This is a genomic window from Curvibacter sp. GW821-FHT01G03 (assembly GCF_059422285.1).
Map to the genome: position 1 here is coordinate 193917 of NZ_JBWKWP010000009.1, position 22063 is coordinate 215979.

Here is a 22063-nt window from a genome sequence, read left to right on the forward strand (position 1 = left end):
TTTCACCCCAGGGGCCTTTCCTTGAGCACTGAACCCTCCGCCCTCACGCCCTTGTCGCGCCTGCCGAACTTTGACCCCCGTGCGGTGCCGGTGCTGCGCACGGATGCTGATTTGCCGGCCGTCAGTGCGGAGCGAATGCGCCCCGAGGCCATGGCCAAGCGGTTTGCCCTGCCGCCGACCTGGCAGCCCGAAGTGACGATGGAGCGCCGCTTCGCCAATCGGCAACCCGCCCAGGCTTCGGTGCTGGTGCCCATCGTGCTGCGTGACGAGCCTACGGTGCTGCTCACCCAGCGCACTGAGCATCTGTCGACGCACTCCGGCCAGGTCGCGTTTCCAGGGGGGCGCATGGACGACACCGATGCCTCGCCTGCGGCCACGGCCTTGCGCGAAGCCCAGGAAGAGGTGGGGCTGGCGCCAGAGCACGTTCAGGTGCTGGGCAGCCTGCCCATTTACACCACCGGCACGGCTTACATCGTCACCCCGGTGGTGGGCTTGGTCAGTCCGGGTTTCAGCCTGCAGCTCAACCCTGACGAGGTGGCCTCGGCCTTTGAGGTGCCGCTGGCCTTTCTGATGAACCCTGCGAACCACCGGCGCCATGCCTATGAGGCCGAAGGGGTGCGGCGCGAATGGTTTTCGATGCCGTGGATGGACGGTGAGCAGGAGCGTTTCATCTGGGGTGCCACGGCCGGCATGTTGCGCAATTTCTACCGATTTCTGGTCGCCTGAGGGCTGCGACGCTGAAGCGGCAAGAGCCCCCGGTATCATCGCGACATGAGTTTTTTCGCCATTCTTTTGGCTTTGTTGATCGAGCAGGCCCGGCCGTTGGGGCGCAGCAATCCGATTCATGCGGGATTGCGGGCCTGGGCGCGCACGGCCAGCCGCAATTTTGATGCCGGCAAACCTCAGCATGGCTGGATCACCTGGGGCCTCGCTGTGCTGTTTCCGGCGCTGATGGCGCTGGCCATCCACTGGTTGCTGTGGGTGTTTGTGGGCTGGCCAGTGGCCATGCTCTGGAACGTGGCTGTGCTGTACGTCACCCTGGGATTCCGGCAGTTCAGCCACCATTTCACCGACATCCGCGATGCCCTGGAAGATGGGGACGAGGCGCGAGCCCGTGAGCTGTTGGCCCAGTGGCAGCAGGTGGATGCCAGCGAGTTGCCGCGCAGTGAGATCGTGCGCCATGTGATCGAGTACTCGGTGCTGGCGGCCCACCGGCACGTGTTTGGCGTGCTGGCCTGGTACTCCGTGCTCGCGGCGGTCGGCCTGGGGCCCGCAGGGGCGGTGATCTACCGCTTGTCCGAGTTTGTGTCGCGTTATTGGCGTTACCGCAATCGCGTGGGGCAGCAGGCAGTGAGCGATGCCCTTCAACGTGCTGCCGCCCAGTCCTGGACTGTGATCGATTGGCTGCCCGCGCGCCTGACGGCGCTGGTCTTCGCGGTGGTTGGTAACTTCGAGGAGGCCATCGATGGCTGGCGCTACCATGCCCAGCGGTTTCCCAATGACAACGACGGTGTGGTGCTGGCCGCGACGGCAGGGGCGATCAATGTGCGTCTGGGTGGCGAGGCCTTGAAAGTCACCGCCTTGCCTTCTCAACTGCCCGAATTTTCGGCAGGCGAGGCCGATGCCGAGTCGGCAGACAGCGACAGCACGCCGGGCCGAGAGCCGGAGGTCGCTCACCTGGCCCAGATCGTGGGCTTGGTGTGGCGCTCTGTCGTGGTGTGGATGGTTTTGTTGGCCCTGCTGACGCTGGCCCGTCTGCTGGGTTGATCACAGCTGTCAGGACGCTGCGCCTGACAGCCCCGGGCCCGTCCAAGGCCCCGTCTTGATTCTGCCCTGCACCCTGGGGCCCTCATGCAAGCGAGAGATCCGTCATGAATCCAAGTTTCTGGAGCCCCCTGGTGGGCACGCTCAAGCCCTATGTGCCCGGTGAGCAGCCGCGCATGGCCGGCCTGGTCAAGCTCAACACCAACGAGAACCCTTACCCGCCATCGCCTCGGGTGCTGGCCGCGATCCATGCCGCTACCCTTGCGGGCCTGGAGCGCTACCCTGATCCGGAGTCCCTCGAATTGCGTCGCACCATCGCGGCCCACCATGGTTTGCAGTGGGGTGAGGTGTTCGTGGGCAACGGGTCGGATGAGGTCTTGGCCCACGCCTTCCAGGCCTTTTTCCAGCACGGTGGCGCCCCGCTGCTGATGCCGGACATCACCTACAGCTTCTACAGTGTTTATTGCGATCTGTATGGCATCCCTGCGCTGAAAATCCCTTTGCGTGAAGGGCTTCGGCTGGAGGTTGCTGATCTGGTCGCGCCGGCGGGTTCCGTGACCGCAGGTGTGGTGGTGGCCAATCCCAATGCCCCTACCGGTATCGGCTTGCCCTTGGCTGAGATCCAGCGCCTGCTGCGCCAGCACCCCGACAAGGTGGTGTTGGTGGACGAGGCCTATGTTGACTTTGGCGGCCAGAGCGCGGTGTCCTTGATTGAGCAGCACCCGAACCTGCTGGTGGTGCACACCTTGTCCAAGTCCCGCTCGCTGGCGGGATTGCGGGTGGGGGTGGCGATGGGGCAGCGCCACCTGATCGACGCCCTGGAGCGGGTCAAGAACAGCTTCAACTCCTACCCCCTAGACAAGCTGGCCCAAGCGGGCGCGCAGGCGGCCTACGAGGATCAAGCCTATTTTGACAAGACGCGCCAAGCGGTGATGCACAGCCGCGAAGGCCTGGCCCTGCAGCTTGAGGATCTGGGTTTCGAGGTTCTGCCCTCGCAGACCAATTTTCTGTTCGCTCGCCACCCGGCATGTGATGCGGGCTTGCTGGCTGCCGGGCTGCGTGAGCGCGCGGTGCTGGTGCGGCACTTCCGTTTGCCGCGCATTGACCAGTACCTGCGCATCACGGTGGGTACGCCGGACCAGTGCCATGCCCTGGTCGAGGCCTTGCGGCCCCTCTTGCCCGCTTGAGCGGGTGGCGAGGCCGTCAAGGCTTCAATAGCGGCTTTGACTCAGTTCCGCGAACAGGTCGGCATAGATGCGGTAGCGTTGTTCGCTGATGGCGTCCGGCCGGTCTTCGGCGCTCACTGCGGCCATCACGCCGCAGCCTGGCTCGTGCAAGTGGGTGCAGTTGTAGAACTTGCAGTTCGCCACATGGGGCTTGAGGTCGGGCATGTAAGCCGCCAATTGGGCCGGGTCGATGTGATGCAGTCCGAACTCCTGGAAGCCGGGGGAATCGATCAGGCCGGTCTGGCGCTCTGCGTCCACCCAGTACCACGAAGTGCTGGTGGTCGTGTGCTTGCCTGAGTTCAGGGCCTGCGAAATCTCCTGGGTCTCGGCCAGAGCCCCAGGCACCAGCAGGTTGATCAGCGTGCTTTTGCCGGAGCCCGAGGGCCCCAGCACCAGGGTGTTCTTGTGGCTCAGAAGCCGCAAAAGGTGCTCGCGATCGACTTCTCCCGACTGTTTGAGCGACAAGGGCAGAACACCGTAATGCATGTGCCGGTAGGGGGCCAGTCGGGCCCAGGCGCGGGCAAAGGGCTCGACGAGATCGCTCTTGTTAAGACCGATGATCGGCGTGATGTGTTCGGCTTCGGCCGCGATCAGGGCGCGCGAAAGCTGGTGGGCCGAGAACTCGGGCTCGGCCGCCACCAGGATCAGCACCTGATCGAGGTTGGCGGCAAAGGACTTGGTGCGTATTTCGTCTTGCCGGTAGAACAGGTTCTTGCGGGGCAGCACCTTCTCGATGGTGCCTTCCTCGCCTTGGCCCGGCGTGGCCGACAGCCAGCTCACCCGGTCACCCACCACTGCCTGACTCTTCTTGCCGCGAGGGTGGCAGATCCGCCGCACGCCATCTGAACTCTCGACGACGCAGTGGCGCCCGTGGCTGGCGACCACCAGGCCTTCGTGCAAGGTGCGGCGATCACTCACGGGGGCTGCCTGCGGGGTCGGTGTTGAGCAGTCCATCCACCTGGGTGGCGGCATCGAAGTCGCGCTCGGACAGGCCCTTCACATCATGGGTGTTGAAGCGCACCACGCAGCTGTGCGGCCGCACCGTCATTTCCGGGTGATGATCGCGTCGACGAGCAACGAAGGCCACTGCATTGACGAAGGCCATGGTGTCCGCGTAGCTGTCGAATTCAAAGGCCTTCTCGATGCAGACGTCGGCGCCATCGCCGTTGAGTCGCCAGCCTGGGTGGCGCGCCAGTCGGGTCACGATCTCGGTCGGGCTCAGGGCGCGCATGGTGCGCTCGGGCTTCGCGGGGGATTGCGGGGCGTTCATGGTGAGATGCGTGTGGGCCAAAGACAAAACCGTTTCAAGTGCCCAGGCGAACCAGCCGTTCGGAGGCCGGGGGATGGGAGTAGTAAAAATTGGCAAACACCGGGTCCGGCGTCAGCGTGGAGGCATTGTCCTCGTAAAGCTTGAGCAGGGCGCTGGCCAGGGCCTGCCCATCGGTCTGGGCCACCGCGTAGGCATCGGCCTCGAACTCGTGGCGTCGCGACATGCGTGCCATCAGGGGCGACACAAAAAAGCTGAACACCGGCACCACCAGCATGAACAGCAGCAAAGCCAGGGCGTCATTGGCGCCTGTCAGCGAGGGCTGCACCCCCAGCCCGGCAAAGAACCACACCTGCCCACTGACCCAGCCCAGCAAGGCAAAGCCAGCCAGGCTGAACGCAAACACGCCAAGCAAGCGCTTCAGGATGTGCTTGTGCTTGAAGTGCCCCAGTTCATGGGCCAGCACGGCATCCACTTCGGCGGGTGAGAGCTTGCTGAGCAGGGTGTCGAAAAACACCACCCGCTTGGCTGCGCCAAAGCCCGTGAAATAGGCATTGCCATGGGCGCTGCGCCGGCTGCCATCCATCACGAAAAGACCTTTGGCCGAGAAGCCGCAGCGTTGCATCAGGGCCGTCACCCGCGACTTGAGCGTCTCATCTTCCAGCGGTTGGAACTTGTTGAACAGCGGCGCAATGAAGGTCGGGAAGATCACCATCATCAGCAGGCTGAAGGCCATCCAGGTGCTCCAGGCCCAAAGCCACCAGAAGCGCCCGGTGCTGCCCATCAGCCAAAGGATCAGGCTGGCCAGCGGCAGGCCGATCAGCGCACCGAGCAGGCTGGACTTCACAAGATCACCCAGCCACAGGCGCCAGGTGATCTTGTTGAAGCCGAAGCGCTCTTCGATCACAAAGGTCTGGTAAAGCGAAAACGGCAGGTCCAGCAGCCCGCCGATGAGCACGAAGCTGCCCAGCAAGGCCATCTGTTGCACCATGCCCGCGCCCAGCCAGCCAAGCAGGGACTGGTTCAGGGCGTCCAGGCCGCCCAGCAGCGTCCAGGCCATCAGCGTGGCCGTGCTCCAGGCCAGCTCCAGCATGCCCAGCTGACTTTTGGCAATGGTGTAGTCGGCCGCCTTCTGATGTGCGGCCAGGGAGATGCTCTGCGAGAAAGGCGTCGGCACGTTGGCGCGGTGCCGGGCCACATGGCGGATCTGGCGCGACGAAAGCCAAAGGCGCAGCAACACGCTGGCCACCAGGGCCAGTGCAAAAACGCTGGTGAGCAACAGCGCAGGGTTCAGGGTGGAAGAGGCTTCAGGCATGGTGGCGGAGTTTAGGTCATCAGCGACAATCGGCCCATGTCAGAAACCATATCTCCCCTGAGCAAATCCGACCTCAACCTGGTGTGGCTGGATTGCGAAATGACCGGACTGGACCCCGAGGTAGACCGCTTGATCGAGATCGCCGTGGTCGTGACCGGACCGAACCTGGAGCCCCGCGTCGAGGGGCCTGTTTTTGTGATTCACCAGAGCGATGCGCAACTGGACAAGATGGATGCCTGGAACAAGGGCACCCATGGCCGCAGCGGCCTGATCGACAAGGTCAAGGCATCCACCACCACCGAGGCCGAGGCCGAAGCGGGCTTGATCGAGTTCATCCGCCAGTACGTGCCCAAGGGCAAGGCCCCCATGTGTGGCAACTCCATCGGGCAGGACAGGCGCTTTCTGGTCAAGTACATGCCCAAGCTGGAGGCGTTCTTTCACTACCGAAACCTGGACGTCAGCACGCTCAAGGAGCTTTCCAGGCGCTGGAAGCCCGAGGTCTATGCCAGCTTCAAGAAGGCGCAGAAGCACACGGCCTTGGCGGATGTGCATGAATCGATCGACGAGCTGGCGCATTACCGTCAGCACTTCCTCAAGTCATAAATTCGCTGGGTCCGCCATCACCGGCGGCGCATGACGGTCATTTTTGGTCTTTCTCTTGCGGGAAAACCCTGAACCTGTCACAATCGCAGGCTGCACTCGGAAACGGGTGCTTCTTGTGCATCTCCCTTCACTCCCGGGCTTGCGGCTGTGGACGGTGACCCAGAGCTTTCCAGAAAAGCAGGTCTCGTCCGGATCGATGAATGTCGGTCTTCCAGATTCGCTGAAACGCCCACCCGCACCATCGTCTCCCAGACACCAGATGGTTCAGGCTTCGTTTGATGGTTGATGTTGTTTAACCATTGACGAAGCGTCCGCTGGCTACGCCGGCGGCGCATTTCGTGTGAGAAAACCATGACCGACACTCTTGCAGTGCAGGGCGACATCGCGCCTGCCGAATCCTTTGTTTCCACCGCCGCCGTGGTGGCCCAAGTTGCCGCCCAGGTGCTGGGTACCGAATCTGATGCTGCCAGCCAGCCCGCAGAACCCGCTCTCCCCAATGGCTTCGTGAAGCTGGGCCTGGCGCCCGAACTGGTCCAGGCCGTGGCCGACCTGGGCTACACCGAACCCACCTCCGTGCAGTTGAAGGCCATTCCGCTGGCCTTGCCCGCCGATGTGCAAGCCGGCGAAGCCGCCCGCTACATCGACTTGATGGTCTCCAGCCAGACGGGCAGCGGCAAGACCGCCGCCTTCCTGCTGCCGGTGCTGCACACGCTGATCCAGCAGCAGGCCCAGGCCGAGGCTGATGCCCGTGCCGAGTTCGACCGTGCCGTGGCTGAGGCCGCCGCCCGCGGTGAGCCCGCCCCCAAGCGCCCCAAGCGCAAAGACCCCACCAACGCCCGCAATTTCAAGGCCGCCGTTCCCGGCGCCCTGATCCTGTGCCCGACCCGCGAACTGGCACAGCAGGTGGCCCATGACGCCATCGACCTGGTCAAGCATTGCCGTGGCCTGCGCGTTGCCAACGTGGTGGGCGGCATGCCCTACCAAGTGCAGATCGCCAAGCTGCAAAACGCCAATCTGGTGGTGGCCACGCCGGGTCGCCTGCTTGACCTGCAGCGCTCGCAGCAGATCAAGCTGGACCAGGTTCAGTTCCTGGTGGTCGACGAAGCCGACCGCATGCTCGATCTGGGTTTCTCGGACGACCTGGCTGAAATCAACCAGCTCACGATCCAGCGTCAGCAGACCATGATGTTCAGCGCCACCTTCGCGCCGCGCATTCAGCAACTGGCTGCCCGCGTGATGCGCGAGCCGCAACGCATCCAGATCGATTCCCCGCAGGAAAAGCACGCCAACATCAAGCAGGTGCTGTTCTGGGCTGACAACGCTCAGCACAAGCGCAAGATGCTCGACCATTGGCTGCGCGACACCAGCATCGACCAAGCCATTGTGTTCGCCAGCACCCAGGTGGAATGCGACGGCCTGGCCACCGACCTGCAGCAAGAAGGCTTTTCGGCTGTGGCCCTGCACGGGGCCTTGAGCCAAGGCCTGCGCAATCGCCGCCTGATGGCACTGCGCAATGGTCAGGTGCAGATCCTGGTGGCCACCGACGTGGCTGCGCGTGGCATCGACGTTCCCACCATCACCCACGTGTTCAACTTTGGCCTGCCGATGAAGGCTGAAGACTACACCCACCGCATCGGCCGTACTGGCCGTGCAGGTCGCGATGGTCTGGCCATTACCTTTGCCGAGTTCCGCGATCGTCGCAAGATCTTCGACATCGAGGGTTACAGCAAGCAGACTTTCAAGGCCGAAGTCATCCCCGGCATGGAGCCGCAACAGCGCTTCGATGCGCGTCCGCGTGGCGACTTCGGTGGCCGTGGCCGTGGCAGCGAAGGCCGTGACTACGGTCCGCGTGACCGCAAGTTCGGCGGCGGTGGCCGTGGCGGTTTTGCCGGTGGCGATCGCGGCGGTTTTGGTGGCGGTGACCGTGGCGGCTTTGGCGGCGGTGACCGGGGTGGTTTCGGTGGTGGCTTTGGCGGTCAGGGCGACCGTGGCCAGCGCCCAGCCCGCGGCGAAGGTTTCCAAGGGGCTGACAGCTTCGGCGGTGGCCGTCGTGAGCCGCAGCGCGATGGCCAAGGTTACGGCCGCAAGACGGGCTTTGGTGATTTCGGCGGCGCTGCTCCCCGCGGTGATTTTGCTGCCCGCAAGCCGGGTGGCGCGCCGCGCCATGCCGGCCCCGGCCCGGCCCGGCCTTTCGTTCCGCACGATGCGCGCAAGCGTCCCGTTCGTTGAACTTGCTGTCCAGTCAAGGGCCGGTTCGGCCGCTTGACTGACACGGTTGCCGCTTTGAAAGCGCTGACACCGCAAGGTGCCGGCGCTTTTTTGCGTCTGGCGAGGGGGGCAGCAGCCACAAAACCACGGCATGGCGTGGCATGGCAAGCGACCAGAGCCTGGTGCCGGCTTGATCCTCTTACACCACCTGATCCCAGGGGCGGGACAGGCGCATGGCACCGTGGATGATCCCGACCATTGAGTAGGTCTGAGGGAAGTTGCCCCAGAGTTCGCCTGTCTTGGGTGCCAAATCCTCCGAGAGCAACCCCACATGATTGCGATGGCTGAGCAGGCGCTCGAAGCTGGCGCGTGCTTCGTCCAGGCGTCCCACCCGGGCCAGGGCATCCACCCGCCAGAATGAGCACACATTGAAGGCTGTTTCAGGCAGGCCAAAATCATCAGGCGCCTCATAACGACGCATGAAGGGGCCGTCGCACAGTTCGTTGTCCAGAACCCGGACCGTGCTCACGAAACGGGGGTCGAGTGCATCAATGAATCCCACTTCGCACATCAGCAGCACGCTGGCGTCCAGGTGCTCGCCTTCAAAGCTTTCAACAAAGGCCTGGCGTTTGTCGCTCCATGCTCGCTCGAGGATCTTTTGCCGGATCAGCGTGGCTCGTTCAGCCCAGAGAGCTTCACGCTCGGGCAAGATCAGCTTGCGGGCGATCTTGGCCAGGCGGTCGCAGGCGGCCCAGCACATCAGGGATGAGGAGGTGTGCACCCTGGCCCGGGTGCGCAACTCCCACATCCCGGCGTCGGGGGCGTCATGCAAGAGCCAGGCTTGTTCGCCCATGCGTTCAAGCAGTCTGAAGTCTTCGGCATCGGCCCGCCTCTGCAGGCGGTGATCGTGGAAGGACTGGGCCGCGCCCAGCACAATGTTGCCGTACACATCGTGCTGGAAATGCTCGTAGGCCTGATTGCCGACCCGCACCGGCCCCATCCCCCGGTATCCGGCGGGGCCGGCTTGCAGGCGTTCGGGTAGTTGTGACTCCAGGCCTACGCCGTACAAAGGTTGCACGTGACCGGGGCTGGCGCGCACCACATCGTGCAACCAACGCAGGTAGTCTTCCATGGTGCCCACCTCGGCCAGGCTGTTGAGTGCCCGGACCACAAAAAAGGCATCGCGCAGCCAGCAATAGCGGTAGTCCCAGTTGCGCTGGCTGTGTGGCGCCTCTGGCAGGCTGGTGGTCACGGCGGCGAGGATGGCGCCGGTCTCTTCGAACTGGCACAGCTTGAGGGTGATGGCCGCGCGGATCACGGCGTCCTGCCATTCCAGCGGCAGGGCCAGGCGCGAGGTCCAATGACGCCAATAGGCGTGGGTTTCTTCTTCAAAAAGGCGCGCCGTTTCTTCGATGCCCCCGTTGAGCGATTCGTCAGGGCCCAGCAACAGGCTCACCGGCCCGGACAACGAAAACCAGGTCTCCTCCACCAGGTAGGTGATCGGGACATTGGTGTTGACCCGCCAGGTCCCGTCCGGCATCACATAACGCACATGGTTGCTCCCACGGGTCAGCTCAGGCCGGGTGTTGCCCCAATCTGCACGGGGTCTCAGCACGAAGCGCACCCTGGGATGGCCCGCCAGCGGGCGGACCCGGCGTACCAACTGAGCTGGCCTGAACATGCGATCGCGGCTGCGATAACGCGGTGCGAAATCAAGCACCTCGATACCCGCACCGGCTGTGTTGAAAAGACGCGTTCGCACAAGGGCTGTGCTTTCATCGTAGGCCTGCTCTGTCCGGCACAGACCCTCCAACTCGACGGCCAGTGTTCCATCGAGGCCTATGCCGTCGGCTGAATCGAGCAGCGCATGAAACAAAGGATCGGCATCGGGGCGCGGCATGCAGCACCACACGATGCGGGCCTGGCGATCGATGAGTGCGTTGATGGCGCAATTGCCGATCAGGGCCAACTCGAGGTTGGCGTTGGGCTGTAACTGGGGCACGGCACACCTCCTGGATACGGGTTGTCAAATGCAGTCATGTATATTTGTGCAAATGTATTTTGACGGCCCAGTGGGTTGAAGTCCACCCGACGCATGATCTGGCAAATCGGGTTTTCCATGAAGTCCGGACCCGGATGGCGGCAGGGGGAAGGAGATGGGGAGGGGCAAGAAGGGAAGGGTAGAACCATGATTTTGAATACCTTGCGATTGCAGTTCCGATTTTTGTTGCCATTGGTGTTGACCTTGGTGGCAGCTGCCTACCTGGCGCTGCCTTTGATGGACAAGCTCACGCTGCGCTGGTCGTCACGGGACCTGTCGCTGCGGGGCGAGTTGGTGACCCGTGCGCTGACCGAGCCCATTGCCGAGGCCCTGCCTGAGCCCGCGCGCCTGCGCACTGCGCGACTGCAGGCGCTGTTCAATCGGGCGGTGCAGGACGAACGGCTGTTTGCGGTGGCCTTGTGTGGTTCTGACGACACCATCGTCCACAAGACCGGAACCTACCCGCCCGATCTCGGGTGTGCTCAGGCGCGCAGCCTGGCGGCTCAAACCCTGGCCCAGCTGCCTTTGGCCAGCGGCGCGGTGCATGTGGGCATGCATCCGGTGGTGGTCGATGGCGAGCGGGTGGGCAATCTGGTGCTGCTGCACGACCTCAGCTTTGTGGAGCGGCGCAGCCAGGACACGCAGAAATACCTCATCGCCTTCATGGCCGGTCTGGGGCTGGTCATCTCGGTGATCACGGTGGTGGTCGCGCAGCTGAGCTGGCGCGGATGGGTCTCCGGCGCGCGGGCGCTGCTGCGTGGCGAGGGCTTGTTGAGCCCGCTGATCAGCACGCGTGGTGAATTGGCGCCTCTGGCGGCTGATTTTCGCGAGCGCCTGCGTGACCTGGAGGACAGCTACCGGCGATCGCTCGATCGCGATGACCACTGGGGGCCCGAGCGCCTGCGCGCCTTGCTGCGCTCGCAGTTGCGCGGTGACGAGTTGATGGTGGTGTCCAACCGCGAGCCTTACATCCATGAGCATCGCGGTGACAGCATCGTGTGCAAACGACCGGCCAGTGGCCTGGTCACGGCCGTCGAGCCGGTGATGCGTGCATGCTCAGGCACCTGGATTGCCCACGGTGGGGGCAGCGCTGACCGCAGCGTTGTCGATGCGCACGACCGGGTGATGGTGCCGCCAGGCAGTGCCGACTACACCCTGCGACGCCTTTGGCTCAGTGCCGACGAGGAGCGGGGTTATTACAGCGGTTTCTCCAATGAAGGTCTGTGGCCGCTGTGCCATGTGGCCCATGTGCGCCCTGTGTTCCGCGAGTCCGATTGGGTGGCCTACCGCGCCGTGAACGAGCGCTTTGCAGACGCTGTGGTGGCCGAGGCACGCAGTGCAGATCCCGTGGTGTTGGTACAGGACTATCACCTGGCCTTGCTGCCCGCCTTGATCCGTCAGCGCTTGCCGCGGGCCACCATTCTCACGTTTTGGCACATCCCCTGGCCCAACCCGGAGTCCTTTGGCATCTGCCCCTGGCGCGAGGAGCTGCTGCAAGGCCTGTTGGGCAGCACGATCATCGGCTTTCATACGCGCTTCCACTGCAAGAACTTCATGGAAACCGTTGACCGTCACCTGGAGGCTCGCATCGAGCACGAGCATTCGACCATCACCGTCAACAAGCAGACCACGCTGATCGAGAGCTACCCGATTTCAATCGCCTGGCCCGATGAGCAGGAGCGACAACGTTGGCCAGCCATCGCGGCCTGTCGCGAGGCGGTGCGCCAGCGCCTGGGGCTGCCTGCGGGGCACAAGCTGGCCGTGGGGGTGGATCGCTTCGACTACACCAAGGGCATTCTGGAGCGGCTACATGCGGTCGAGCGCTTGCTCGAAAAGTACCCGCAGTGGGTGGGGCAGTTCAGTCTGGTCCAGGTGGCTGCACCCTCGCGCAGCGCGCTGGATGAGTACCAGGCCTTTCAGCAGCGCATCCATCAGGCCACTGAACGACTCAATGCGCGGTTTGGCCGGCCGGACTGCCTGCCGGTCTACCTGTTGGCCGAACACCACGAATTCGACGCTGTGAACGAGCTCTATCGTGCCAGCGAGATCTGCCTGGTCACCAGCTTGCACGACGGCATGAACCTGGTTTGCAAAGAGTTCGTGGCTGCGCGCGACGACGAACAGGGCGTGCTGGTGCTGAGCCGTTTTGCTGGCGCCGCGGCCGAGCTGAACGAGGCCTTGATCATCAACCCCTACCATGTGGAAGAAGGCGCCGATACCTTGCACCGTGCCCTGACCATGCCTGAGGCCGAGCAACGCGAGCGCATGGGCAATCTGCGCACCACGGTGCGTGACGACAATGTGTACCGCTGGGCGGGCCGCATGCTCACCGATGCCGCGCGTTGGCGCCTGCGGGAGCGCATTGAAGCCCGCATGCAACGCCACAACGGCGCTTGAGAGCTGCCATGCAACATCTTTTGACTGCCCAGGGGCTGCAGGCACTGTCCCGTTTGATGTGTCGGCGAGTCTTGTTCGCTTTTGACCTCGACGGTACCTTGGCCCCGATCGTCGAACACCCGGCCGATGCCCGTGTGCCAGATGCCTTGGCCAATCGCCTTCGGCAACTGGCGATGGTGGCGCCGGTGGCGGTGGTCACCGGTCGCAGTGTGGCGGACGCCCGGCCGAGGCTGGGGTTCCGTCCGCACTACCTGATTGGCAACCACGGTGCCGAAGGCTTGGGCCATGTGGCCGAGTCCACTGGATTGGCAAGTCTGCGTGCCCGATGGCTTGAGCGTGGTGGTGTACCGCAGGCGGCCGGCGTTGCGTTCGAGGACAAGCGGTTCTCGCTCGCCCTGCACTACCGCCAGGCACCTGACCCGCAACACGCGTTGCAGGCCATCCAGGACTGGTTGCATCCGCTGCCTGCCGACCTGTCCACGCTGGGGGGGAAAGCCGTCGTCAATGTGTTGCAACGTTCGGCCCCTGACAAGGCCGATGCCGTGCTGCGTCTTCTGGCGCTCAGTGCCTGCAACGGCCTGTTGTTTGCTGGTGACGACGTGAACGACGAGCCTGTCTTTGAACGCGCACGGCCTGATTGGTTGACCGTGCGCATCGGCTCGCCGGAGGCCGTCAGCCGGGCCCTGTATTGCCTGGAAGATCCTGCGGCCATGGCGCAATTGCTGGACCTGATCCTGCCGCAGCTGATGGCGCGGCCCTAGAGGCCGTGCGCGTGGGGGCACGCCTGGGTCCGGGTTTTGGCCGGGTCGACATTCAAGGCAGGTTCAAATCGGCCTTGATCCTGGCCACTTGCTGCTGGATGGCTTCCTTGAGCGCATAGCGGTCGACCATGGTCAGGCCTGGGAAGCCGTTCCTGAGCAACTGTTCCAGGGGTTCGAATGATCGGAGGTACTCCACAGAGCGCCTGTAAAACGCCAGCAGCAGTGTCGATCGCCTCGCATCCAGGGCATGACGCAAGGGCCGTGGTACTTCCGCCGGGCCCATTTGTTGAAACGCTGAATCCAGAAACTCAAGTGCCAGCAGGTTGTCGTGCTCTTCAATGAGATCGATGGCCTTGTTCAGATCGCTTGCTGGCCCCCCGGCTCGTTTGAGTACGCTGTTGACAAAGACTTCCATGACGCAGGCAGGCTTGACGGAGTCTGGATTGTCAATCGTGCCCGCCCCTGGATGCCTTGATCTGAGTGGTGTGTCCGCCAGATTCCGGACCTATTTCACGCCGCGCATCCATCCTGGCCAGCCTGGGCTGCAAGAATCGATCGAGGCCGGTGTTCTGTTCCAATGAGGGCAGTTTCAAACCGGAGAACAATGTGATTGATCGTGCCCTCAGGATTGCCCAGGTGCTCGCCTTGCTGTGGATCGGCTACGAGCTGCATGCTTTGGCCAACCCTGACGCAGAGAGTCCGGACCTCGATAGCACGGTTGATTCTGCGGCCGTGGTGGCACCTCGGTTGTGAGGGCGGTGCCTGCCTGCGCGGGCCTTGGCCTGGGTGCGGGTGTGGCTCGGTACTTGGGCCTCAGTCGTTCCACTGAATCCAAAGCCATGCGCAAAGAATCGAGCCCAGTGCCCAGAGCATCCAGGTTTCTGTGATGGCATAGGGGTAGAGCATCAGAACAAGCCCGCTCCATCTGACGACAGGGCGTTGGGTGTGTTTGCCATGGCGCCAGGCCACCATGCCCACCAGCCCGAACAGCACCGCACCGACGAGGTAGGCCGCGCTGGGCAGCTCAATGCCGAGTTGGGAAAGTGGGTCCATGAGGGCGGTGAGTGAGGGGGGGGTTGGGGCGACGCCGATTTCAGTAATCTACTTGCATCCGCCATGACATCGGATGGAGTGGCCCGGAAACGAAAAAGCCACCCGAAGGTGGCTTTCTTGTCCAAGTGCTTGTCGCACATAGAGAAATTTTGGTGGCGCTTCACGGATTCGAACCGCGGACCTGTGGATTATGATTCCATCGCTCTAACCGACTGAGCTAAAGCGCCAACTTTTCAAAAGCCTTGCGATTGAGGCTTTTGTTTCAAACTCATTTCGTCTGAGCCCTCAATTATAGACACAAAATTTGAGGCGAAATCACTGGTGGGTGAAATTTGGGCTGCGTTTGTTCAAAAATGCGTCCATGCCTTCCTTCTGGTCCTGTGTCGCGAACAGCGAGTGGAACAGGCGGCGTTCGAACATCACGCCATCCGACAGCGTGCCCTCGAAGGCGCGGTTGACCGACTCCTTGGCAGCCATCACTGCAATCTGCGAGTAGGAGCAGATCACCAGGGCGGCCCCCAAGGCTTCTTCCATCAATTTGTCCAACGGCACCACCCGGCTGACCAGGCCCGATCGTTCGGCTTCGGCCACGTCCATCATGCGCGCCGTGAGGGCCATGTCCATGGCCTTGGATTTGCCGACAGCCCTTGGCAGACGCTGTGTGCCGCCAGCACCCGGGATCACACCGATCTTGATCTCGGGCTGACCAAACTTGGCGTTGTCTGCCGCGATGATGAAGTCGCACATCATGGCCAGCTCGCAGCCGCCTCCGAGGGCAAAGCCTGCCACGGCCGCAATCACGGGTTTGCGGATGCTGCGGATGGTTTCCCAGTTGCGCGTGATGAAGTCACCCTTGTACACATCCTGAAAGCTGAACTTGGCCATGGCGGCAATGTCGGCCCCTGCGGCAAAAGCCCGCTCGCTGCCCGTGACGATGATGCAGCCGATCTTGGCGTCTGCATCGAACTCGCGCAGGGCGGCGCCCAGTTCGGTCATCAGCTGGTCGTTCAGGGCGTTGAGCTGTTTGGGGCGGTTCAGGGTGATGATGCCGACCTGATCAGCCTCGACGCGCACTTCGATGGTTTCGTAAGCCATAAACCTATATCTCCGTCAGTAGGGGTTGCCGGGACTATACCCAAGCCATTTGTCGCCAGGCTGTCAAACGGGTTGCAATGCGTGCTGAAGGCTTTGGGCAGAATGATCGATCCAGATTCAAAACACCCAGCAGGAGACTTGGCATGACCGATGAAGCTCAGCCCGCAGTTTTGTATGCCACCGACGACGCCAGTGCTGGCGCAGTGGCCTTGATCACTTTCAACCGGCCCCAGACGCTCAACAGTTTTGACCTGACGATGCACCGCGCCTTGTGGGCGGCCCTGGATGCGGCCGAGGCCGACGAGAACGTGCGGGCCGTGGTGCTGACGGGCGCGGGCCGGGGTTTTTGTGCAGGGGCCGATCTGTCGGCCTTCGACTTTGCCCCGGGGCCCGATCGGGTGCGCCGGGCCGACCCGGGGCCGGTGATCGATCAGGCCTTCAACCCCACCGCCCGGCGTCTGCAGGCCTTGCGCATGCCGGTGCTGGCTGCCGTGAATGGGGTGGCCGCGGGGGCCGGCATGTCGTTGGTGATGAGTTGCGACCTGGCGATCGCCTCGCCTCAGGCCAGCTTCATCCAGGCTTTCAGCAAGATCGGGCTGGTGCCAGATGCCGGCAGCACCTGGTTGCTGCCACGCCGCGTGGGCTTGACCCGCGCGCTGGGCCTGGCGCTGACGGGCGACAAGCTGGGCGCTCAGCAGGCCCGGGAGTGGGGCTTGATCTGGGATGTGGCGGACGACTGCCTGGACACCACCTTGACGCTGGCCCGCCGCCTGGCGGCCATGCCCACGGCGGCCTTGGTGGCCACCCGCCGGCTGTTGCGCGAATCGACCACGCGTGAGCTGGACGCCCAGTTGCTGGCCGAGCGCGACGCCCAGTCAGCCATGGGCCGCACCCACGATTACTTTGAGGGGGTCGAGGCCTTTTTGGCCAAGCGAGCCCCGGTCTTCCGGGGCGATTGAGGCGCTCGGGCCTTGGTTTCAGTGGCGGCGGCCGGTGCACTGGCAGGCACATCGGCTGACGCAGGGGCTGGCATTGGGTCCCCACCCAGCCAGGCCTTGACCCAGGCCGCCTGCTCGATGGCCAGGCGCACCGTGGTGGCCTGGGCGGGCAGCTTCAACGCCAGTCGCAGCAGGCGCCGGTCGCGCGCGACCAAGGCGGTGGCGCGCTTGGCCGGCCCCGCGTACAGCGCCAGGTCGTCCAGCTTGGACAGGCGCCAGCCTTGCGGGCCCACCTCCAGGCCAAGCCATTCATCACCGGCCGCCATGCCGGCTTTCTCGGCCAGGCCACCGCGCAACACCGCCTTGATCTGGACGCTGCCGTTTTCCGTCACGCGCAGGCCCAGGGCTTGCGCGGGTTGGGCTGGGTCATCGTGCCAACGCACACCGGCCTTCGCCAGCAAGGGCTGCACCGGCAGGTCGGCCACGCCGTGCACCCAGGCCTTGAGTTCGGGGCCGAAGTCGCGGCCCGAAACCTCTTTGAGCACCTGGGCAAAGTCGTCTTCGCACATGGGGCCGCCGCTGCAACGCTGCCATACCGCACGCATGGCCTGGTCCAGGCTCTGTCCCTGGGCGCGCAGCGTCAGGTCCAGGCACAGGGCCACCAGCGAGCCCTTGGTGTAGTAGCTGATGGTGGCATTGGCCGTGTTTTCATCCTGCCGGTAGTACTTCACCCAGGCGTCGAAGCTGGCTTCGGCCACGCTCTGCACCAGGCGCCCCGGGGCCTGCAGCACCTGGTTCAGGGCCTTGTTGAGCAGGCGAAGGTAGGCGGCATCGTCGATCAGGCCGGCGCGACGCAGCAGCAGGTCGTCGTAGTAGCTGGTGAAGCCCTCGAAGAACCAGAGCAACGGGGTGTAGTTCTCCTGGGTGTAGTCGTAGCGGGCCAGTTCTGCGGGGCGCAGCCGCTTCACGTTCCAGGTGTGGAAGTACTCGTGGCAGATCAGGCCCAGCAAGGTGGTGTAACCCTCGGGCGTGCGGGCTTCGCCCAGGCGCGGCAGATCGCGGCGGCCGCAGATCAGCGCGGTGCTGGCCCGGTGCTCCAGCCCGCCGTAGTTGTCATCCACCACATTGAGCATGAAGACGTAGCGCGAGTGCGGCACGCCGCTGGCCGCCGGCTGGGCGGCGTCGACCTCGGGGTGCCAGAAACGGATGGCGGTTTCGCAGATCTGCTGGGTGTCGCGCAGCAACCGGGCCGAGTCAAAAGACGCCGGTGCGCCCGCCACCACGATCTGGTGTGCCACGCCGCAGGCGGTGAAGCTGGCCTGCCAGAAGTCGCCCAGTTCGAAGGGGCTGTCCACCAGCTCGTCGTAGTCGGCCGCCTGGTACAGACCAAAACCGCGACGGTCGACCTTCAGCGCCGTCAGCGCCGTGGCTGCGCTCCAGCCTTCAGCCGGGGATTCCACCGTGATCTGGTGGGGCAGGCTTTCCTGGCCGTGCACCCGCAGGCACAGGCTGGTGCCGTTGAAAAAGCCACGCTGGCTGTCCAGCCACGCGGTGCGCACCGAGTTGTCAAAGGCGTAGACCTGGTAGCGCAGTTCCAGCGGGCTGCCGGCCTGGCTCGCCACTTGCCAGCGGCATTTGTCCAGTTGCTGCAGCGCCACGCGCCGGCCTTTCTGCCGGGCTTGCAGCTGTTGCAGGTTCTTGGAGAACTCCCGCACCAGGTAACTGCCCGGAATCCACACCGGCAGGGAGACCTCCTGCTGTGCCGTGGGGGCGGGAATGGTCAGGGTCACCTCATACAGGTGGGCGTGCCGTTGACGGGCGTCGATGCGGTAGTGCGGTGCGCTGGGGTGTTGTTTCATACGGGCCTGAGGCGGGGCGGTCGGCAGAGGGGTCAGGTATTGGCAGCGCCCAGCAGGCAGCTCAGGGTGGCCACCACGGTCAGCCTGAAGCGCAGGGTGAGCCAGGGCCTCAGTTGGGGCGAAGTCCAGGTCTTGCGATCCACCAGGTAGCACACCACCAGCAGCAGGCCCAGCAAGGGCAGCCCAGCATAGATCGGCATCACCACGGCGATCCAGGCCACGATGGGCGGGATCACGCCCCACACCAGATGGATGCGCGGCGCTGCTTCACCCTGTTGAAAGGCGATACCCCAATGGATGCCGCCCAGAAACGAGGCCACGGTGGCCGCATAGGCCATCAGCGCCAGGGCCACAAAGGGCATCAGGTCGGGCGTGACCAGCCACATCAGCAGGGCCAGCAACACGAAAGGCGCCAGGCCGGCATAACCCAGGCGTTCGATCACGAGGGACAGGGGAGCCCCAGCCGGATGGGGAGTCGGGACAGAGGTGTTCATGCCCCGGATTGTGGCCGGGTTTGCGTGCCCCAGCCGCAGGCCAGGGCAATCCTGTGGGGCGAGTGTGGCGTGAACGACGCACTCAGGCGGTACCGGTCCGTGGCCCGGTCACTCCTTGCTGGGGCTGGCCGCCTGGGCAATGCGCTGCTCGATCTGCTGCGTGTTCAGCGCGCCGGGCACCCGGCTGCCATCCGAGAAGATGATGGTGGGCGTGCCGGTGATCTTGTACTTGCGCCCGAATTCCACGTTGCGCGCAATGGCGGCCACGTCGCAGCTGCCATTGGGGGCGGCCTTCTCGCGCACCATCCAGTCAAGCCAGGCGCCGCTCTTGTCCTTGGCGCACCAGTGGTTGCGCGCCTTGTCGGCCGAGTCGGGGCCCAGGATGGGGTACAGGAACATGTAGACCGTCACGTTGTCCACCTTGGACAGGTCTTTTTCGAAGCGTTTGCAGTAGCCGCAGTTGGGGTCTTCAAACACCGCGATCTTGCGCTGGCCATTGCCGCGCACGATCGTGAATGCGTCGCCCATGGGGAGGGTGCTGAAGTCGACCGCGGTGATCTTGGCCACGCGCTCTTCCGTCAGGTTTCGTTGCTGGGCGGTGTCGATCAGCTCGCCCTGGATCAGGTAGTTGCCCTTGGCGTCGGTGTAGAACAGATCATTGCCCACGCGCACCTCGTAGAGGCCGTTCATGGGGGTCTTGCGCACCTCATCAATGTTCTGCAGTTGGGGAAGGCGGGCCGCCAGGGCTTTCTTGATCACCGCCTCCTGGGCCAAGGCGCCCAGGCTGAGCAGGGGCAGGGCTGCCAGCAGCAGGCGGGGGATGAGGGCTGTTTTCATGGTGTGGTGTGGGGCAAAAGGAGTAAAAGACCGTGGTCAGGCCTGGATCAGGCCAGGCCCATGGCCAGGCGGGTCACCCAGTTCTTGAGGGGGCCGCTGCGGTTGAATTGGTTCATGCCCCAGTTGCGGGCGTTCTGTACGCTGGGCAGCGTATGGTCAAACAGGCGCTGCAGCCCGTCGCTGGCCAAGCCCAGGGCCCAAATCCCAGCCTTGCGTTCGCGTTCGTAGCGGCGCAACAGCTTGGGGTCGCCCACGCTGCGCCAGTAGTCACGTTCGCGCAGCACGCGGGCCAGGGCTTCAACGTCGCCCAGGCCCAGGTTCAGGCCCTGGCCGGCCAGCGGGTGCACGGCATGGGCGGCGTCGCCTGCCAAGGCAAAGCTGCGCACCGGGCCCTGAGCGGGCTGGCCGGGCAGGGGCCCCACCCAGCGGTCGGCACGCGACTGCTGCAGCGACCAACTGGCCCGCTCGCTGCTGAGGCTCAGCGAGCCCGCAGGCCAGCCGGCCTGAGCGGCCACGCGATCGGCAAAGTCTTGGGGGGGCAGGGACATCAGTTCGGCAACCTCGGCATGAGGCACTGACCAAACCAGAGCGATGGAGTTCCCTTGATCGCCGCCCAAAGGCAAAAAAGCCATCACCTGAGCCGGTAAAAACCACTGGCGAGCCAGTTGCCCATGGGGCTCCGCGGCCTCCAGTCGGGCCGCAATGGCGGTGTGCGGGTAGGGCGTGGTCTCGTATTGCACGCCAAACTCTTCGCGGGTGCGGCTGGCGCGCCCCTCGCAGACCACCGTCAGGGCGGCATCGCGCGGGCTGTCAACGCGTTCGATCTGGGGTTGGTAGCGCACGGCCTCGGTCAGCCGGGCCTCCAGGGCAGGCACGTCGACGATCCAGGTCAGTGCCGGGGTGTTCTGCTCGCGGGCCGAGAACACCACCTCGCCGCCCTGGTCGCCCAGCACCTGCATGCCGGTGACGGCGGTGACGGCCTCGCCCTCGGGCCAGCAACGCAGCGAATCCAGCAACTGCTGCGACGCGTTATTCAACGCGTAGGCGCGCACATCCTGGGCCGGGGGGGCGGGCTGGGTCGGGCGGGGCGGGCTCACCAGGGCCACCCGCAGGCGTTCTCGGGCCAGCAGCAGGGCCAGGGTCTGGCCGACCACGCCGGCACCACGGATACACACATCAAAGGCTTGCGTCATGGGCCGTGATTGTAGGAGGCAGGCACAATCGCGACCTGACCTTGCGCAAGCGGCATTCGCCCTTGCAGGGGTGTTTGGCCGACATGAATGGATGTAAAGCAGGAGTGAGCAGGACATGACATGGGACGCAGAGGCTGATTTCGACGTTCAGGGCACGGTGGCGCGCCTGTTTGTTCACCCCATCAAATCCTGTGCGGCCGTCGAAGTGCAGGAAGCCGTGCTGACCGAAACCGGCCTGGATCTGGACCGGGCCTGGATGGTGGTCGACCCGGACGGCCTGTTCGTGAGCCAGCGCGAGCTGCCGCGCATGGCCCTGATCCGGCCCCAGCTCAAAACCTTCGAGATGGTGCTGCGCGCCCCGGGCATGCTGGCCTTGCACCTGGCCATTGAGGGTGTCGAGGCGCCCTGCACCGCTCAGGTCTGGAAAGACCGGGTCAAGGCCTACGACATGGGTGACCTGGCCGCCCAGTGGTTCAGCGATTTTCTGGGGCGTCCCCTGCGGCTGGTGCGTTTCGACCCCGAGCAGCGCCGGCTGTCCAGTCTGCAGTGGACTGGCGGCCTGGAGGCCCCCAACCAGTTCAGTGATGGCTTTCCGGTCCTGGTCTGCAGCGAAGCGTCGGTGGACGACCTCAACCAGCGCCTGGGGCAGGCCGGACATGCGCCGGTCGGCGTGGAGCGTTTTCGGGCCAACGTGGTGCTGGCGGGGGTGGAATCGTTCGACGAAGATCGCCTGGAAGACCTCGTGATCCGGGCCGACGAGGGGCCCGTGGTGCTGCGCCCGGTCAAGCCCTGCACCCGCTGCCCCATCCCCGACATCGATCCCGCCACCGCCACCAGCAGCCCCGAAGTGGGCGACACTTTGCGCACCTTCCGCCGGGATGACCGGGTGGGCGGCGGCATCACCTTCGGCATGAACGCCATTGTGATCGAGGGCGCCGAGCGCCTCTTGCGCGTGGGGCAGGTGGTGCAGGGGCGGTACCGCTTCGATTGATGCGGCGCTGATCAGTACAAT

Annotated in this window: 21 protein-coding genes and 1 tRNA gene; 10 read left to right on the plus strand and 12 right to left on the minus strand. The window is 64.3% G+C overall.

The features are described from left to right. Nucleotides 1-21 precede the first annotated feature (21 nt). The 3 genes from AC07VS_RS15000 to hisC all read left to right on the plus strand — a co-directional run bounded on the left by AC07VS_RS15000 (nucleotide 22) and on the right by hisC (nucleotide 2951). The gene (locus AC07VS_RS15000) at nucleotides 22-726 is read left to right on the plus strand and encodes a CoA pyrophosphatase (protein ID WP_492347885.1); all 705 of its coding nucleotides are present in this window, start codon (nucleotides 22-24) and stop codon (nucleotides 724-726) included. Between the two features lie 45 nt (nucleotides 727-771). Further along, the gene (locus AC07VS_RS15005) at nucleotides 772-1767 is read left to right on the plus strand and encodes a CobD/CbiB family protein (protein WP_492347886.1); all 996 of its coding nucleotides are present in this window, start codon (nucleotides 772-774) and stop codon (nucleotides 1765-1767) included. A gap of 104 nt (nucleotides 1768-1871) precedes the next feature. Then, nucleotides 1872-2951, plus strand: coding sequence for a histidinol-phosphate transaminase (gene hisC, locus AC07VS_RS15010; RefSeq protein ID WP_494656950.1), 1080 nt, complete (start codon nucleotides 1872-1874; stop codon nucleotides 2949-2951). A gap of 24 nt (nucleotides 2952-2975) precedes the next feature. On the opposite strand, the gene rsgA is transcribed toward hisC, so the two are convergent. From rsgA to AC07VS_RS15025, 3 genes are read right to left on the minus strand one after another with little or no spacing between them, the layout of a single operon-like run. Beyond that, nucleotides 2976-3944 carry a ribosome small subunit-dependent GTPase A gene (gene rsgA, locus AC07VS_RS15015; RefSeq protein WP_494657038.1) on the minus strand — a complete coding sequence of 323 codons (969 nt, stop codon included), beginning with the start codon at nucleotides 3942-3944 and terminating at the stop codon, nucleotides 2976-2978. Continuing rightward, nucleotides 3901-4260, minus strand: coding sequence for a 4a-hydroxytetrahydrobiopterin dehydratase (locus AC07VS_RS15020; RefSeq protein ID WP_494656948.1), 360 nt, complete (start codon nucleotides 4258-4260; stop codon nucleotides 3901-3903). Before AC07VS_RS15020 ends, rsgA begins: the two co-directional genes overlap by 44 nt. Before the next feature lie 34 nt (nucleotides 4261-4294). Continuing rightward, nucleotides 4295-5572: a M48 family metallopeptidase gene (locus AC07VS_RS15025; protein ID WP_494751342.1), complete on the minus strand. Its 1278-nt coding sequence runs from the start codon at nucleotides 5570-5572 to the stop codon at nucleotides 4295-4297. Between the two features lie 36 nt (nucleotides 5573-5608). On the opposite strand from AC07VS_RS15025, the gene orn reads away from it, so the two are divergent. After that, entirely contained in the window at nucleotides 5609-6175 is a 567-nt protein-coding gene (orn, locus tag AC07VS_RS15030; RefSeq protein WP_492347891.1) for an oligoribonuclease, read from the plus strand. Between the two features lie 351 nt (nucleotides 6176-6526). Next, nucleotides 6527-8404: a DEAD/DEAH box helicase gene (locus AC07VS_RS15035; protein WP_492347892.1), complete on the plus strand. Its 1878-nt coding sequence runs from the start codon at nucleotides 6527-6529 to the stop codon at nucleotides 8402-8404. 178 nt (nucleotides 8405-8582) lie between these two features. Here AC07VS_RS15035 and AC07VS_RS15040 read toward each other — a convergent pair whose 3' ends face one another. Next, on the minus strand, nucleotides 8583-10385 hold the full coding sequence (locus tag AC07VS_RS15040) for a glycoside hydrolase family 15 protein (RefSeq protein ID WP_494751343.1): 1803 nt from the start codon (nucleotides 10383-10385) through the stop codon (nucleotides 8583-8585). A gap of 186 nt (nucleotides 10386-10571) precedes the next feature. On the opposite strand from AC07VS_RS15040, the gene AC07VS_RS15045 reads away from it, so the two are divergent. Next, a complete protein-coding gene (locus AC07VS_RS15045; protein WP_492347894.1) occupies nucleotides 10572-12821 on the plus strand; it encodes an alpha,alpha-trehalose-phosphate synthase (UDP-forming) in 2250 nt (749 codons plus the stop codon). Nucleotides 12822-12829: 8 nt separating this feature from the next. After that, complete coding sequence (otsB, locus tag AC07VS_RS15050; RefSeq protein WP_494751344.1) at nucleotides 12830-13582, plus strand: trehalose-phosphatase; 753 nt, start codon at nucleotides 12830-12832, stop codon at nucleotides 13580-13582. A 52-nt stretch (nucleotides 13583-13634) separates the two neighbouring features. Here otsB and AC07VS_RS15055 read toward each other — a convergent pair whose 3' ends face one another. After that, nucleotides 13635-13997, minus strand: coding sequence for a hypothetical protein (locus AC07VS_RS15055; RefSeq protein WP_492347896.1), 363 nt, complete (start codon nucleotides 13995-13997; stop codon nucleotides 13635-13637). 191 nt (nucleotides 13998-14188) lie between these two features. Here AC07VS_RS15055 and AC07VS_RS15060 point away from each other — a divergent pair, with 191 nt between their 5' ends. Beyond that, nucleotides 14189-14335, plus strand: coding sequence for a hypothetical protein (locus AC07VS_RS15060; protein WP_492347897.1), 147 nt, complete (start codon nucleotides 14189-14191; stop codon nucleotides 14333-14335). Nucleotides 14336-14395: 60 nt separating this feature from the next. Here AC07VS_RS15060 and AC07VS_RS15065 read toward each other — a convergent pair whose 3' ends face one another. The 3 genes from AC07VS_RS15065 to AC07VS_RS15075 form a co-directional block, all read right to left on the minus strand. Continuing rightward, a complete protein-coding gene (locus AC07VS_RS15065) occupies nucleotides 14396-14635 on the minus strand; it encodes a hypothetical protein (protein WP_494751345.1) in 240 nt (79 codons plus the stop codon). Between the two features lie 150 nt (nucleotides 14636-14785). After that, nucleotides 14786-14862: transfer RNA gene (locus AC07VS_RS15070), tRNA-Met, on the minus strand. An 88-nt stretch (nucleotides 14863-14950) separates the two neighbouring features. Continuing rightward, complete coding sequence (locus AC07VS_RS15075; RefSeq protein WP_494751346.1) at nucleotides 14951-15730, minus strand: enoyl-CoA hydratase; 780 nt, start codon at nucleotides 15728-15730, stop codon at nucleotides 14951-14953. 143 nt (nucleotides 15731-15873) lie between these two features. Here AC07VS_RS15075 and AC07VS_RS15080 point away from each other — a divergent pair, with 143 nt between their 5' ends. Then, nucleotides 15874-16689, plus strand: a complete 816-nt coding sequence (locus AC07VS_RS15080; protein WP_492347900.1) for an enoyl-CoA hydratase-related protein — start codon at nucleotides 15874-15876, stop codon at nucleotides 16687-16689. Here the strand turns inward: AC07VS_RS15080 and AC07VS_RS15085 are convergent. The 4 genes from AC07VS_RS15085 to AC07VS_RS15100 form a co-directional block, all read right to left on the minus strand. Further along, complete coding sequence (locus AC07VS_RS15085; protein ID WP_494751347.1) at nucleotides 16629-18527, minus strand: M61 family metallopeptidase; 1899 nt, start codon at nucleotides 18525-18527, stop codon at nucleotides 16629-16631. The genes AC07VS_RS15080 and AC07VS_RS15085 overlap by 61 nt on opposite strands. Before the next feature lie 32 nt (nucleotides 18528-18559). Then, nucleotides 18560-19021, minus strand: a complete 462-nt coding sequence (locus tag AC07VS_RS15090) for a DUF3429 domain-containing protein (protein ID WP_027478084.1) — start codon at nucleotides 19019-19021, stop codon at nucleotides 18560-18562. Nucleotides 19022-19129: 108 nt separating this feature from the next. Beyond that, nucleotides 19130-19858, minus strand: coding sequence for a DsbC family protein (locus tag AC07VS_RS15095; RefSeq protein ID WP_492347902.1), 729 nt, complete (start codon nucleotides 19856-19858; stop codon nucleotides 19130-19132). 47 nt (nucleotides 19859-19905) lie between these two features. Further along, nucleotides 19906-21051, minus strand: a complete 1146-nt coding sequence (locus tag AC07VS_RS15100; protein WP_492347903.1) for an FAD-dependent monooxygenase — start codon at nucleotides 21049-21051, stop codon at nucleotides 19906-19908. 115 nt (nucleotides 21052-21166) lie between these two features. Here AC07VS_RS15100 and AC07VS_RS15105 point away from each other — a divergent pair, with 115 nt between their 5' ends. After that, nucleotides 21167-22042 carry an MOSC domain-containing protein gene (locus tag AC07VS_RS15105; RefSeq protein WP_494751348.1) on the plus strand — a complete coding sequence of 292 codons (876 nt, stop codon included), beginning with the start codon at nucleotides 21167-21169 and terminating at the stop codon, nucleotides 22040-22042. Nucleotides 22043-22063 lie beyond the last annotated feature (21 nt).